This is a genomic window from Pseudorhizobium tarimense (assembly GCF_022968135.1).
Classification (GTDB): Bacteria; Pseudomonadota; Alphaproteobacteria; order Rhizobiales; family Rhizobiaceae; genus Neorhizobium; species Neorhizobium tarimense.
Window position 1 is genome coordinate 185,109 of sequence record NZ_JALJRA010000009.1, and the last position, 12,776, is coordinate 197,884.

Annotated in this window: 11 protein-coding genes and 3 pseudogenes; 4 read left to right on the forward strand and 10 right to left on the reverse strand. The window is 59.6% G+C overall.

Annotated elements, in window-relative coordinates:
- Positions 1 to 6 precede the first annotated feature (6 nt).
- The 4 genes from MUU54_RS12950 to MUU54_RS12965 all read right to left on the reverse strand — a co-directional run bounded on the left by MUU54_RS12950 (position 7) and on the right by MUU54_RS12965 (position 3,343).
- Positions 7 to 543 (reverse strand): hypothetical protein, encoded by a 537-nt coding sequence (locus MUU54_RS12950; RefSeq protein WP_247244435.1) that lies wholly within the window; start codon positions 541 to 543, stop codon positions 7 to 9.
- A gap of 782 nt (positions 544 to 1,325) precedes the next feature.
- Positions 1,326 to 1,718 (reverse strand): HNH endonuclease signature motif containing protein, encoded by a 393-nt coding sequence (locus MUU54_RS12955; RefSeq protein ID WP_247244436.1) that lies wholly within the window; start codon positions 1,716 to 1,718, stop codon positions 1,326 to 1,328.
- Between the two features lie 183 nt (positions 1,719 to 1,901).
- Complete coding sequence (locus MUU54_RS12960; RefSeq protein WP_247244437.1) at positions 1,902 to 3,119, reverse strand: type II toxin-antitoxin system HipA family toxin; 1,218 nt, start codon at positions 3,117 to 3,119, stop codon at positions 1,902 to 1,904.
- The gene (locus MUU54_RS12965) at positions 3,116 to 3,343 is read right to left on the reverse strand and encodes a helix-turn-helix domain-containing protein (RefSeq protein WP_247244438.1); all 228 of its coding nucleotides are present in this window, start codon (positions 3,341 to 3,343) and stop codon (positions 3,116 to 3,118) included. The genes MUU54_RS12960 and MUU54_RS12965 overlap by 4 nt, the downstream gene beginning before the upstream one ends.
- Positions 3,344 to 3,899: 556 nt before the next feature.
- Between MUU54_RS12965 and MUU54_RS12970 the strand changes: the two are divergent.
- A pseudogene (locus tag MUU54_RS12970) lies at positions 3,900 to 4,193 on the forward strand (transposase); the annotation flags it as partial.
- Positions 4,194 to 4,286: 93 nt separating this feature from the next.
- On the opposite strand, the gene MUU54_RS12975 reads toward MUU54_RS12970, so the two are convergent.
- A complete protein-coding gene (locus MUU54_RS12975) occupies positions 4,287 to 4,631 on the reverse strand; it encodes a hypothetical protein (protein WP_247244439.1) in 345 nt (114 codons plus the stop codon).
- Between the two features lie 419 nt (positions 4,632 to 5,050).
- On the opposite strand from MUU54_RS12975, the gene MUU54_RS12980 reads away from it, so the two are divergent.
- The gene (locus tag MUU54_RS12980; RefSeq protein WP_247244440.1) at positions 5,051 to 5,254 is read left to right on the forward strand and encodes a DUF4287 domain-containing protein; all 204 of its coding nucleotides are present in this window, start codon (positions 5,051 to 5,053) and stop codon (positions 5,252 to 5,254) included.
- A gap of 61 nt (positions 5,255 to 5,315) precedes the next feature.
- Here the strand turns inward: MUU54_RS12980 and tyrS are convergent.
- Together tyrS and MUU54_RS12990 are read right to left on the reverse strand one after the other, a co-directional pair.
- Positions 5,316 to 6,576 (reverse strand): annotated as a pseudogene (tyrS, locus tag MUU54_RS12985) (tyrosine--tRNA ligase).
- A 645-nt stretch (positions 6,577 to 7,221) separates the two neighbouring features.
- Positions 7,222 to 8,658 (reverse strand): MFS transporter, encoded by a 1,437-nt coding sequence (locus tag MUU54_RS12990; protein WP_247244441.1) that lies wholly within the window; start codon positions 8,656 to 8,658, stop codon positions 7,222 to 7,224.
- Positions 8,659 to 8,798: 140 nt separating this feature from the next.
- Between MUU54_RS12990 and MUU54_RS12995 the strand changes: the two genes are divergently transcribed.
- Complete coding sequence (locus MUU54_RS12995) at positions 8,799 to 9,356, forward strand: TetR/AcrR family transcriptional regulator (RefSeq protein ID WP_247244442.1); 558 nt, start codon at positions 8,799 to 8,801, stop codon at positions 9,354 to 9,356.
- Between the two features lie 156 nt (positions 9,357 to 9,512).
- Positions 9,513 to 10,244, forward strand: coding sequence for a haloacid dehalogenase type II (locus tag MUU54_RS13000; RefSeq protein WP_247244443.1), 732 nt, complete (start codon positions 9,513 to 9,515; stop codon positions 10,242 to 10,244).
- Between the two features lie 656 nt (positions 10,245 to 10,900).
- Here the strand turns inward: MUU54_RS13000 and MUU54_RS13005 are convergent.
- The 3 genes and pseudogenes from MUU54_RS13005 to MUU54_RS13015 form a co-directional block, all read right to left on the reverse strand.
- Complete coding sequence (locus MUU54_RS13005; RefSeq protein WP_247244444.1) at positions 10,901 to 12,070, reverse strand: MFS transporter; 1,170 nt, start codon at positions 12,068 to 12,070, stop codon at positions 10,901 to 10,903.
- 157 nt (positions 12,071 to 12,227) lie between these two features.
- Positions 12,228 to 12,554 (reverse strand): annotated as a pseudogene (locus MUU54_RS13010) (VOC family protein); the annotation flags it as partial.
- Positions 12,555 to 12,566: 12 nt separating this feature from the next.
- Positions 12,567 to 12,770 carry a hypothetical protein gene (locus MUU54_RS13015; RefSeq protein WP_247244446.1) on the reverse strand — a complete coding sequence of 68 codons (204 nt, stop codon included), beginning with the start codon at positions 12,768 to 12,770 and terminating at the stop codon, positions 12,567 to 12,569.
- Between the last annotated feature and the right edge of the window lie 6 nt (positions 12,771 to 12,776).

The following is a 12,776-nucleotide window of genomic DNA, read 5'->3' on the forward strand; positions in this document are numbered from 1 at the left end:
GATAGACTATTTCTGTACCTGGCGTGGTCTACGTTGGCGGCGGGGAACCTTCATTTTATCGGCACTCCACAAAGTGCGATCAAGCGTGCGCAGGGTGACGTTTTCAGCCCGTGCTTTGTCGCGGCAGAGCGCGACGTACTCCATCCATGAACTGAAGGTGTAGTTCGTAGACCCTCCGACAGAATTCATCGCCCGCACATCAAGGATGGGGTAATGATCAGGGAAGGCGAAGTGAAGAATGACGCTGGCCATAGGCCAATCAACGCCGCGCAAGGCAAGTAGTGCGCCCATTTTGAGACGCTCGCTCGTCGCGGAGAACGCGACCCGCGTTATTTCCTGAACATCCTCCGCACTATTTTCGCTTACAAGATTCCGTGTGCGACCGCCGCGCCACTTCCAGGTAGCAACACCCTGCAGGTCTTCCAACGTCATCGATCCCCGGGCTTGGGCTTCTGTCATACGGTGGCCCAAAGCCACATCGTCAGCATAGCTGTATGACTTCGCGAGCGATTCAATTTCTTCGTTGGTCAGTGAAATCTGCAAACTCTCTCCCGCGGTCATTAGCAACATTTATCAAAGGTCTGTCCGAAATGCTCGTATGGCGCGCCAATAGATATGCAGTGCTCTTTCATGGCCCCACCAATTCAAAGAACGTCCCGCCGGATTCATGGCAAAACAGATCCCCCTCAATGTAGACCTTGGCGCGGGTCCACCCCTTCACGCTGTCAGGCGGCGCGCTGCACACGACCGACATGACGTTGTCGGGCCCGATGGCAGCCTCCACTACAATATTCTCGCCGTATTGGGTGCGGGTAAATGCGGCGCCGGGAACAAGACGGGCGAGATAGGCCTGCAGCGCGTCGTCTTGCGCCGCCGACGGACATTGAGGGAATTCCGTTGGCGTCTTCCATTTGCGCTGAAAAGCCCCCGCGTCAGGGACTCCCGGTCGATCGGCTGCGGGTCATGAATGGGCGTCCTTCTGACCGCACCAGGTATCCGCACCTCCCGCTCTGTCACGGGAAACTCAAACGCCGGCGCTTGAAGCGCTTCCTGCTGCGCCGCCGCCAGCTGCGCAGCATCTCCTTTCACGTCGTTGGGCTGGATGCTCGGCCTGACAGGCTCGTGAATCCATGCGCCGAGCGAACCGCCCCGGCTATTCTGCCCCGTTTGCGCCCATGCCAGAAGGCGCTTGTGGCTTTCCGCCGCCTGCTCCTTCGTCACGGCCCGCATCTATTCCATGTTGGGAAGGAAGCTCGCGCCGGGATTCTCGAAGAAGGCCTCCAGCGATCCATACGCCAGCTCGATGCGTGTGCGAGTAATAGGGTTCAGCAGGATGTTATCGAGCCTGTCCCCCAGCGCAGATTTTCGGCGCGGTTATTCTGGCGGTTGGTGTCGATGTGATCGACGACGTAGTCGGACGAAGGGCACGTCCCGTGAAAGGCCGTCGCCACGATGCGGTGCACGACATGGCCCGCCAGCTCAGGGTAGCCCGTATGCCAGTTGAGAGTGCCGAACGTCCAAATCTCGTCGAGAGGTCGAACGCGGCGTAGCGGGCGCGCGCGGCGCAGAACGGCTCCGTTGTCGCGCACGCGATAGAGCTCATCCTTGGATGAGACATCGACTTCCTTCTCGAAAACGAGAAGCAGTTCAGAGAGGGGCGGCTGCGCGGCAGGAGTTTCCCGCACCGGCATCCGCGCAAACGCATCCGTGTCGTGCATGGCACGCCTCCATGGATTGTTTCCGGGATTTTCATCAGCCTTGCCAGTTCACAACTGGTGCTGGATTCTTGATGGCCGCAGTAATCTAGGTGCCAGGCGCAGCCTTATGCTCACTTGCACGAGGGGAATTCTGCCGGGCGGCTCCCCCAGAGTCATGAGAGGAGTGTGGGCGCAGCAGGAGCTTCAAACCTTTTCCGTAATGCGCAGCAGATGGGTCGCCCGCGTCTCTATGACGGCGCGTATGGCTTTGAGGACATCGTGAGCATTGCCCGCCGCCTCGAACTCTGCAGCCAATGCGTCGGCCTCACCCCTGATCCTGTCGGCGAGATCGGCGATGTCCTTCACAAGAAGCCGCTGTGCGCCCCTCGTCTCCGGCACGTTCCGCTCCCCGATCGCCATCGCGAGTTTCTTCGCAAGCCGCGCATAAGCGGCGGTGCAGACTACGTCATACAGCGGCGCAAGGTCCGGAACACGCTCCCGGTAGAGCAGCGCATAGTTCTTGCCGTGTGCGTCGGCATTGCCGACGAGATAGTGAAAAACCAGCATGCGGATAAAGCCAAGGCGATCCGCCGCCGGCCGGGCTGTCGCCCGGTCGATCAAGTCGAACGACGCCTTTACCCCCGGCCCGCCTTCCTCTTCGTATTTGAGTTCGGGCGGCACGCTCAGCGCCTGACAGAAATCTTCCTGATGCAGGCGGGTGATAGACCCGTTCTTGTGCTGCACGCGGTCATAGCGCTTCACCAGCAGGAACGAGACCGCGCCCGCGCGGCGCATTTCAACGGCGGGCACCGGCAGCCCGAGGCGCGCAAGGCGCAGGCAGAACAGCTCGTTCTCGACGGTGCCTTCCAGCGCCTGGATGAACGGCTTCAGGATATGGGTTGTTGGCCGGCCGCCTTTGGCAAGGCCGATGCTTTCGCCTTCGACACACACGGCGAGCTTGTCCTGCGCGCCCGCGAGGGAAAGGCGTACGCCTTCCTGCCCGCCCAGCAGCGGGCGGTCGCGCAGCTTGCCGATTAGCTCTTCGAGCCGCTCTGTCCCGAGAATTTCGACGCCATCATCATCCGACGATGGCGGCGTCTGCCCCGCCGGGTAGAGCGATAAGGCCCCCGCGCATTCCCCGCCGATGACTTCCAGCAGGCCGAAGGCATTGCCTTCGGAAATCCCGAGCGCCCCGGCAAGACGCTGCCGCGCGCTCTCATCCGGGAGAAGGCCGGAGAAAAACGGCCGCACGACCCGGTCCGCATACGGCTCCTCGCAGAGCGGCAGGGAAAACGAGATCGCCCGCGTCTCCTTGCGCCCGAGATAGTCGCGGTCGTACGCAAACGCGAGCGCGCCCCCATCATCCTGACTGAGAGCGCCCGCCTTGGCTTCACCGAACCAGACATCCAGAAGATGCGTCACGGCGCACTCTCCCGCCGGCTGCTAACTGAAACAGTCAGCCCCAGCGATGAAGCGACCTGCAGGGCGCGCCCGATCTGGCAGCTCTCTTTCCCGGCTTCGAGCTCGCGCACGAAGCGCACACCCACGCCGGTCAGGCCGGCGAGCTGTTCCTGGGTCAGTTTCTGCGCCTTGCGTTCCTCGCGGATCAGCAGGCCCAGAGTTTTCGTATCGATGATCGTTTGCATAAATCGTCCCTATCGGGATGATGATAGCAGTGCCGGCGCTAGAAATCCATAAAAAGAACCGATCGGGACGATTTTGGCTTCTGGCGGGCTCAGCGCACCGAAAACGTCCCGCTCGGGACAAATTCGTTCTCCAAGAAGGAAGTAAGCCGGCCGCGCCACCGGCGCGACCGGCAGAACGGTTATGCCGCTTCGTCGAAGGGCAACGGACCTTCATCTCCTAGCCGCATGGCCTCGGGAAGCCAGCCGATACCGCGGACCTCGCGGGCGGCGAATGCCGCCAGCTCGGCTTTTTTCATCTTCGACCAGGCCGGGGCCGCCGGAACGTTTTTCGCCTCGCACAAAGGAGAGCGGCAGTCTCCCTGGTCGTGATGCAACGCCGAAAACGTTGCCCTCAGCCGGAAGGGTTCGACGCCCGCACCGGCTGACCGCATCCCTTGGCAAGAATCCGCATCAGGCGGAGACGAGCCGTAAGCGCCGTCTCCGCCCCATTGGATAGGCTGTATTCTGAAGCTGGCCGGGCGTGCGAAAAGTTTTCCAAAACTATCTGGAGATTTGCATGGCAGATGATGGATTTGTTGGGCGCTACGAAGTTGTCGAGCCGCGCCGCGGAAACCGGCGTTGGCCAGATGATGTGAAGGCTCGGATCGTGGCGGAAAGCCTTGAGCCTGGTGTTCGTGTTGTTGATGTCGCGCGCCGTCATGACGTTGTTCCGCACCAGCTTTCGTTCTGGCGCCGGCAAGTGCGCGAGGGCATTCTGGCGCTTCCTTTTGAGTCTATGCCGGGCCTGTCGGAGAGCGGCGACGGCGAGCCTGCGTTTGTGCCTTTGGCGATTGCACATCGGCCGCTTGAAGAGTGAGACCGACACCCGCCGCCATGCAAAAGGATCGGGCTGGTGAAGGGCGCTGTCGGAGAACGGAAAACCCATCAAACTTCGCAAGGAAGCCTAACCCGCAGGGGCGCTGCACTTCTTGCTTGTCATGGCGGACTCGATAGCTTGGACTTTTCCTTTTGCCACCGCCACATTGCCTTCATTGTCTCCGCCGAATGTCGACGACATCGGAACGCCGATTAGAAAGACTCCGAAGGCGTCGCCTGTTGCAGCGTCATGCTGTTTCTTGGATACGGCGGCGAGGTTCGCCTTCTCCTTCGCCAACTCCACCGCGAGCTCGTTGCAGCCATAGGACGTGTACGCCTGCATCGGAATGTCAGCCGGAACGATGGCGTCCGGCCGCTTCGCGCAGCCGCTTACCGCCAGCAACGCAGCGAGCGTCATCAGTTGGTATTTCATAGAACCCCCTATTGACCCACAGGACGCCCCAGTTCCTGCGGCTGCAGAGTGTGCAGATGAAGGGTGGCTGTCAAGTACGAGGACCGTCCCTACCGTTTGGAGCAGGAGATAATCAAAAGGGGCTTAGGCGAGGAAGCTATAGCTCTCGCGTCGATTAGAAGCCAGCCATGTTCGAGTGCCTTCGAACCACACGTTGCGGGTGAAGATTTGAAGCTGTCGGACTGCTCCGAGCCTGTACCGGAAATTCCGCTTTGCGCCTTCATCTCGGCCATAGAAGACGTCTCGCGCGCTCCCTGAAAGCGGACATCGCTCGTGGCGTCGTCACGTCGCGTGTGCGCCAACTGCGGCCGACTATTGTGATAACGCGTCTGCCCGTGCTACCATTTCTCAAGCGAACCGGTTGCTGCTTGGAGGGTGAATTGGCAACAAATACCGTGAAGGGTCCCGCGTCCTATTTTCCATCTATCGAGGCCAAATACGGCCGTCCGATCGCGGAGTGGAAAGACCTCATTCGTAGGCAGGACGGAAAGAAGCACATGGAGCTTGTCGCGTGGCTCAAGCAGGAACACGGGCTGGGCCATGGTCATGCCAAGGCCCTTGTCGCGGATACGGTCCGAAAGTGAGTTCTGGGGGCACGTCGTCCGCTCAGGGCGGAACGCGGCCCCGTTACCCGGCGCGTCTCTATCACTTGAGGACGGCGTGGCGTTTTCGCCCGAAGGAGAGCCGGACAGGCGTTTGCTGTACCAACACAACAAGATCGACGTCTTCAACGACATCCCCATCGAGCCGAACCCCACGACCTGCGATTGCTCTCCTTGCCTCACTCTTGGACGACGACAGCCCCGTACGGACCAGGAGCTCGACGAGAGTGACGCCGCTTGACCGTTCCTCATGCTCCAACTCAAGTGTTGGCAGTCCCTGCGCGGCCTCCCCATGCTCAAAGGCTTGCTTGGACGTCGCTGCAGCCTCCCTCGCTGCATCTGCGCCGTGCGAAAGCCTGGTGGCTTCATTGGCAAGACGTTCCTTGACTGCGTTGAGTTCTGCGCCCTTTGCGCGGCCGAGACGCTCGATCTCGTCCATCGGCAGGTCGGTGAAGAGCTTGAGGAAGCGCACGACATCGGCATCCTCCGTATTGCGCCAGAACTGCCAGTAGTCGTAGGGCGACAGGCGGTCCTCATTCAGCCATACGGCTCCGGCCGCAGTCTTGCCCATCTTCACACCTGAAGACGGTGAGAAGCGGAGCTGTCATACCGAAGACCTCTTGCCCCTCGGTCCGCCGCACGAATTCAATGCCATTGATGATGTTACCCCACTGATCGGCTCCGCCCATTTGTAAGCGGCAGCCTGCGCGGCGGGATAGTTCGAGAAAATCGAAGGCCTGGAGGATCATGTAGTTGAACTCCAGGAAGCTCAGGTTCTCCTGCTTCTCCAGCCTTGTTCTGACGCTGTCGAAGGAGAGCATGCAGTTGACCGAGAAGTGCCTGCCGACATCTCTCAGCATGTCGATCCAGCGGATGTTGTCCAGCCAATCCGCATTGTTGACCATCACCGCATCCGTTGGGCCGTCACCGATGACGAGAAGGCGGTCGAAGACCTTTCTGATCCCCGCGATGTTGCTGGCGATCTGCTCGTCCGTCAGCATAGGCCGCACTTCGGATCGAAAGCTCGGATCGCCGATGCGTGTAGTGCCGCCACCAATGAGGACGATGGGCTTGTGGCCAGCCTGCTGAAGTCGACGCAGGGTCATGATTGGAAGAAGATGTCCGACATGCAAACTGTCGGCTGTCGCGTCGAAACCTGCGTAGGCAGGCACGATTCCTTCCTCGAAGGCGGAATCGAGGCCAGCGAGGTCCGTCGCCTGGTTTACGTAACCGCGTTCGACCAGCGTCTTCAGCACTGGCGAACGTGGTTTGAATTGGTCAGTGGTGGTCTCTGAGTGCGTCACGAGAAGTCTCCTGGTGTTGCCGCCAGGGGTTCTCCAGAATGAACAGAGCCGCCTGACGGCGGCTTGTTTCAAGGCATGATCGAAACGCGCCGCTCCTTATGGAGAGGCCGCATAATAGATTGCGGCAATGAGCATGGTCCTGATCATGGGGCGGTTCATAGAGGAGTTCCCCTTTCGCTGCAAGGCAGGCTTCATAACCGGTTTGGGCCGAAAGGGTCGTCAGTTCGCGCCCAGCGGACGAAGCTTCTTCGACGAGATCGGGCCCATAGTGAGCGGTGTGGCGCTTACACATTGACTGAACCTGTTTCCCGATTGGTCCCCAATTTGCCCATTGAACATGGATTGACGGGGCGCTGCGGTGTGGCCGAAGGGCCGGCTTGGGGACGCCGCGTCGAACTGCCGAAGGGGCCAGCATGAGGGCGGAAGGTGGTTCGTCCGCTATCTGAGCAGCGGGGCGGGAGCGGATAGCCATGCGCTACGCTGAGCGCGCGTTCGCCGCGTAGCGAACGTTCAGGTATTCTGCACGGCGAGCGTCTGGATCAACGATACGAGAGGAATGCGCGATCCCAGCGAGATCGGCATTCCCCGTTGGCGGTCGATCATCGATGCTTAACGTTGCCGCGTCGCATCGCTAATCGCCCACTGTCATTCTGCCGCAAGTTTGGCCTTGCCCGGTAGTGCGAAAGCTGCAAGGAGGCTGACGAGGATGCCGGCAGCGGCCAGCCAGAAGGCGAGTTGCGTGCCTTCGGCGACGGCGTTGCGGAGCGCGTCTCCCCCCAACCCGCCGACATGCCGGTTGGCGATGGCGATCAGGACAGCTAGGCCGATGGAATTGCCGACGCTGAGCGTGGTAGAGGCCATGCCCGACGCCACCCCCTGCTCGTCGTGATGCACGCCGGAAGCCGCCGCGATCCACATGCCAGTCCAAGCAATGCCTTGGCCGATACCCGACACGATCAGGCCCGGTACAATGGCGAGATAAGTGCTGTCCGCATGGGAGCCAGGAACGAGCAACGCCGTACCGACCGCGCCCACCACCATTCCGACGATCAGCGTCGTACGCGTGGAAAGCCTCGTCGCCAGCCGCTCGCCAAGTTGTGTGCCAATCACAATGGCGACGGAAGGCACGAGGAAGGCGAAGCCGGTTTGCAGTGCCGAGAAGCCTTGCACATTCTGGAACAGGATAGTTTGAAAATATGGCAGCGCACCGAATGTGCCCATGAACAGGAAGGTGATCAACATGCCGATCGCGAGGCTGCGATTGCCGAAAAGGCGCAGCGGCATCAGCGGATCGGCACTGCGCGCCTCGATCACCGCAAACGCAACGAGGGAGATCGCCGACAGGACAAGAGCGCCTATGACGGAGGACGAACCCCAGCCCATTTCCGGCCCCTCGACCAGCGCAAAGACCAGAAGCGTCGCGCCGACTGTCACCGTCAGCGCGCCGGGAAGGTCAAAACTGCGGCGTTCGTTGCGTGCGGGATCGCGCGGGATTACGAGGAATGCCGCAACCATGGCGATTCCGGCCAGCACGACGTTGACATAGAAGACTGCCGGCCAGCCCCATGTGGCGGTAAGAAAACCACCTGCCAGCGCACCGACACTGAGGCCGCTCGCGCCGGCCCCGCCCCACACAGCCAGCGCCCGGTTGCGCTCCGGCCCTTCTGCAAATAGACGGTTGATAAGCGACAGTGTGGCTGGGAACAGGAAGGCTGCGCCTATGCCCTGCACGGCACGCGCTGCGACGATCACCTCCGGCGACCAAGACAGCCCGCCAGCCAGCGACGAAAGTGCGTAAAGCCAGAGTGCGAAGACAAACATGCGGCGCTGGCCGATCAGGTCCGCCGCGCGTCCTCCGAACAGCAGGAACCCGCCGCACAGGACCATATAGGCGCTTACCACCCATTGCAGGGTTTGGCCCGAAAACCCGAGGCTGGCTCCAATCTCGGGCAGGGCGACGAAAACGATATTGATGTCAAGCGAGTAGATGAGTTGGGCGAAGGCAAGTAGCGCCAGCGCCCCGCCCCTACGCGCGCCAGTCCCCGTTGCCGGCATTGCACCAGCATGATCCGATGCGGTCATGTCAAACTCCATGATTATTCTTTGTCGATCCACCAAGAATACGGGCTTGCATTACCCAGTCAAGCGAATTATTTGTTGTTTGATAAAGAATGGAGAGTTCGATGGCTGGACGTCCGCGCGAATTCGACCGGGATGCGGCCTTGGCAAAGGCGCGCGACGCCTTCTGGTCGCGCGGCTACGAGGGCGTGTCGATGGCCGACCTCGTAGAAACGCTGGGGATTGCTTCCGCGCGCATCTACGCGGCCTTCGGATCAAAGGAAGCGTTGTTTCGTGAAGCCGTCGCGCTCTATGCAGCCGAGGAAGGTGGCTTTGCCGAACGGGCTATCGCTGAAGAGCCAACAGCCACACAGGCCATTGAGCGCAGCCTGCGCGAGGCGATCGAGAACTGTACGCGAAAAGGGCGCCCGCAAGGCTGCATGGTCGTGTTGGCGGCGACGAACTGCACGGCCGAGAATGATGGCGTCCGGGACCTTCTGACCACCTATCGCCGCCGTCGCGCAGCGTTGCTGCGCGAGCGCCTGCAACGCGCTATCGACGAAGGCGAGCTACGGCAAGACGCGGACGCGCAAGCCCTTTCAGAACACTACGCCACAATATTGCTCGGGTTTGCGGTGCAGGCGCGCGACGGAGTATCGCGCGAGCAACTGTTGAACACCATCCCAGCGGCGATGTTGTCAATTCGAGCGGCTTCATCATGACGTCACTGAAAGAAGTTTTACAACATTAGCAGCGGGTACTTAATAAGCTCTGCTTTTCTGAGAAAGCCTACTTGCAATCAATCCGTGCATCAATCCATTTGGGAGCCGGTGTTGCGTGGTATCCAGGCCAACATATCTCACAGGGAGGGGAATGACGTGTGCAACATTCAAGTATTGTTCTTTGATGTACTAGGGTCGATGGTCGACTGGCGTGGAAGCATAACGACTGCAGTCGCTGAGTTTTTTGAGCGTTACAATATTGACCATATAGAGCCTGAGGTGTTTGCTGATGCGTGGGTGGGACGTTACGATGCTTCGGTAGACGACATCCGTGTCGGAAAGCGCTCGTTCGCCTCCCTTGACCAAGTGAACAGGGAAAATCTAGACGCTAGCCTTGCGGAATTTGGGTTGGCTTCTCAACCATTCTCACCCAATGAGCTTCAAGGTCTCAACCTTTCGTGGCATCGTCTGAAGGCTTGGCCGGATGTGGCTGAGGGTCTTTCCCGGTTGAAGTCGCGCTTCATCATCGCGCCGCTGTCTGACGGACACACCAGGCTCCTGGTGAACGTGTCGAAACATAACAAATTGCCTTGGGATGCCATCTTGGGCGCTGACATATTTCGAGCTTACAAGCCGATGCCACGGGTTTATTTGCGAGCCTGCGAGCTCCTTGAGGTCAAGCCACAGAATGCTATGCTGGTGGCGTCGCACGACTACGATCTGGAAGCGGCACGCCGCTGCGGATTGAGGACCGCATATATCGTTCGATCCAACGCTGCGGATCCTTCCAGGGCGGGGAGCCGAGGACCCCAAGCTGGCTGGGACTACAAAGCGAAAGATCTGATCGACCTCGCCGAGATGCTCAATTTGGCGGGGCGCTTCCAATAGGCGGGGCGCTTCCAAGATTTCCCAGATCTGGATCTCACCAAGAGCTTAGGGCGGAGAACCGCGTTCTCAGATGAAGTCGTTTCCTCACTCGGCCAACCTCTCCCGCGGTTGGAGATAAGCCGTCGCCTGTTCACGTGGAAAGGCGCTGATGCCTTTCGAAATGTCCTCGCGGGCTATTCCGCAGCCTTCAGCTCATCATCAGGAAAAATGACTCCTATCGAGCAAATGGCATTGCTGACAATCTTCCCGGCCGGAGCCCTTGTGCTTGGAGTGGCGGTCTTTTGGATGGCGAAGTGCGAGCAGCGACGCGACGAAGCCATAGATCGCGACAGGCAGAAATCAGCTTGCCACGATGAATCTACGGATGACTGAGAAAGGTTAACCGATCGGCTGCCCAGGTTTTTTGTCGCGAAGCTCGGAGCCTATCCGTCCTCTACTTCGTAACCCTCACCTGCTCCAGAAGATCGAGCGCCTGCTTCTGCATGCTACGACGTTATACTTGAGTGCCCAATGGTAGCCAGCTTGCAGCGCCCCTCCCTCCGCGATGGAGGAAGGTGAAGAAGCATTTCCCTCGTCATTGCGCTGAGTGTAACCTTAACCGACTGCCGGGGAGCGGCTGCTCCAGCTTATCCTCCGGAGTGCCAAAATCAGCGGCCTTATGTCATTGGTTTCGGCCAAGGCAGAAGCAGAAACGCTATCGCTGCTGTGACGGATATGACCGCGATGAACGAGAACACGGCGGCGAATTGTTCGATATCGTGCGCACCTGCCACGGCAGCCACCTGCCCGGTCGTCCATTGCATCAGGGCAACTCCGAGGAATGTTGCTGTATTGAAAATCCCGAAAGCCCGCCCAACGGCTCTGGGCGCATAAGCTGCTTTGACGTCCGCAAACTGCAACACGGTGAAACCGGTCAGAAAACCGAGAGCCACGCACAAGGCAGCATCGATGTACCAACTGGACGATAAAGCCAAGATGGCGAAGGCAAGAGCAGAGGCCATGACACTACCGCTGATGAGATGCCGACGGCGCCGAGCATCGATGCTGAAAAGTCCGAAGGCCGGGGGGGCGATCATTGCCGCGATCGAGGACGCCAGGAGCACGGTGCCTGCTTGCGTCAGGGTAAAATCGTACCGCTCGATAAGCGCTGGTACGGCCCATAGTCCGCGCAGGGCCATGTAGGACGAATAGCCGACAAGAGCGAGAACCAGAATTCCGATGGTATGGCGCTTCTTCAAGATGGTCCCGATCTCTGCAGTGGCGGAACGTAGATCCGCCCTTTTATCAGACCGCTCGTCCCGCACGAGCACAAGCGTCGCGAGCAAAATGCCGGATGTGAATATTCCCATGATCGCGAACCCTGTGCGCCATGTCCACGTTTCGACCACCCAGGCAAGCGGTGTTCCGGTCGCTAACAGCCCCAACCCACTAACGCTCAGGACCAGACCCGACACTTTTGCGAACCTGCTATCGAGGAAGTGTTTTGAGATGAAGAACAGGGTTCCGACAAAGGCAGGGGCACAACCGAGCCCGATCAGCAGTTGGCCGAATACGAGAAGCGGGAGGCTGGGCGCTATCACGGACAATATTGTTCCCAGCAAGGTGCATGAGAATGCGGCAGCAACAGTGCGCCTGACACCATACAGATCGAGGGCTAGGCCAACAGGGATCTGTGCCAGAGCGAAGGAAAGATGAAAGGCGCCCGCGAACACACCCAAATCCTCCGCTGAAAGGCCGAAATCCCTTTGGAGGTCGGGGGAGACGACCGCGGCTATGGTGCGAAACGCCTGACTCGTCACAGCCACTCCAGTCAGCGTGGACAGCATGGCCCACACCGGTACCTCCGCCCCCGGACCAGTGTTGGCTGCTTTGATTGGTCTTGCCCGAGAAGACATGGGCCGCCTCTCCAGATCAGGCAGTTTCATGCAACCTGCGATAGATCTAACCACATAGCCGGTTGTCGGCCCGGCTATGTGGGTACGCTCAATGCAACTCCACAAAGTGCGGGTTGTACATGATTCCCAGGATGTTACCGAAGGGGTCGAGAACTGATACGGTGACAAACCCGGTCTCTCCCCGCTTGGTGAGCGGATCATGTTCGGTGGCGCCCAGCGCCTTCAGGCGAGACAGAGCTTTCTCGATATCGTCGACGTGCCAGTAGAGTATGGCTCCGCCCGGTCCCGGTCTCATGCCCTCGGGGGCATATTGGCTGTCGATGATCCCAAATTCATCGGCATCGTCTCCTACGCGGAATTCGATATAGGCGGGCTTTTCGCGGTCCGGCATCTGAAAATAGGCTTGGATGCCGAAAAGCTGGGTATACTAATCACGTGCCGCTATCAGGTCGTCGGCAAAGTAGTTGCCGGTGGCCATGCCGCGTAGAAAATGCTCATTTGCCATTGGTTTGCTCCAGGTGTTCGTGTTGATGGAGAAACTATGCCGCCAAAGAAACCTGGCGTATTTCAAAAACCCGCAGAGAAATATCAGCCGCGCGGTCGCCTGGACCCCACGAGCTTCGATCGACATGTGAGC

Excerpts from the sequence above, each read along its gene's own strand:
- MUU54_RS12955 (WP_247244436.1), bottom strand. The coding sequence starts at position 1,718 with ATGCACGACACGGATGCGTTTGCGCGGATGCCGGTGCGGGAAACTCCT.
- MUU54_RS12965 (WP_247244438.1), bottom strand. The coding sequence starts at position 3,343 with ATGCAAACGATCATCGATACGAAAACTCTGGGCCTGCTGATCCGCGAG.
- MUU54_RS12975 (WP_247244439.1), bottom strand. The coding sequence starts at position 4,631 with ATGAAATACCAACTGATGACGCTCGCTGCGTTGCTGGCGGTAAGCGGC.
- MUU54_RS12990 (WP_247244441.1), bottom strand. The coding sequence starts at position 8,658 with ATGACCGCATCGGATCATGCTGGTGCAATGCCGGCAACGGGGACTGGC.
- MUU54_RS13005 (WP_247244444.1), bottom strand. The coding sequence starts at position 12,070 with ATGCTGTCCACGCTGACTGGAGTGGCTGTGACGAGTCAGGCGTTTCGC.
- MUU54_RS13015 (WP_247244446.1), bottom strand. The coding sequence starts at position 12,770 with ATGTCGATCGAAGCTCGTGGGGTCCAGGCGACCGCGCGGCTGATATTT.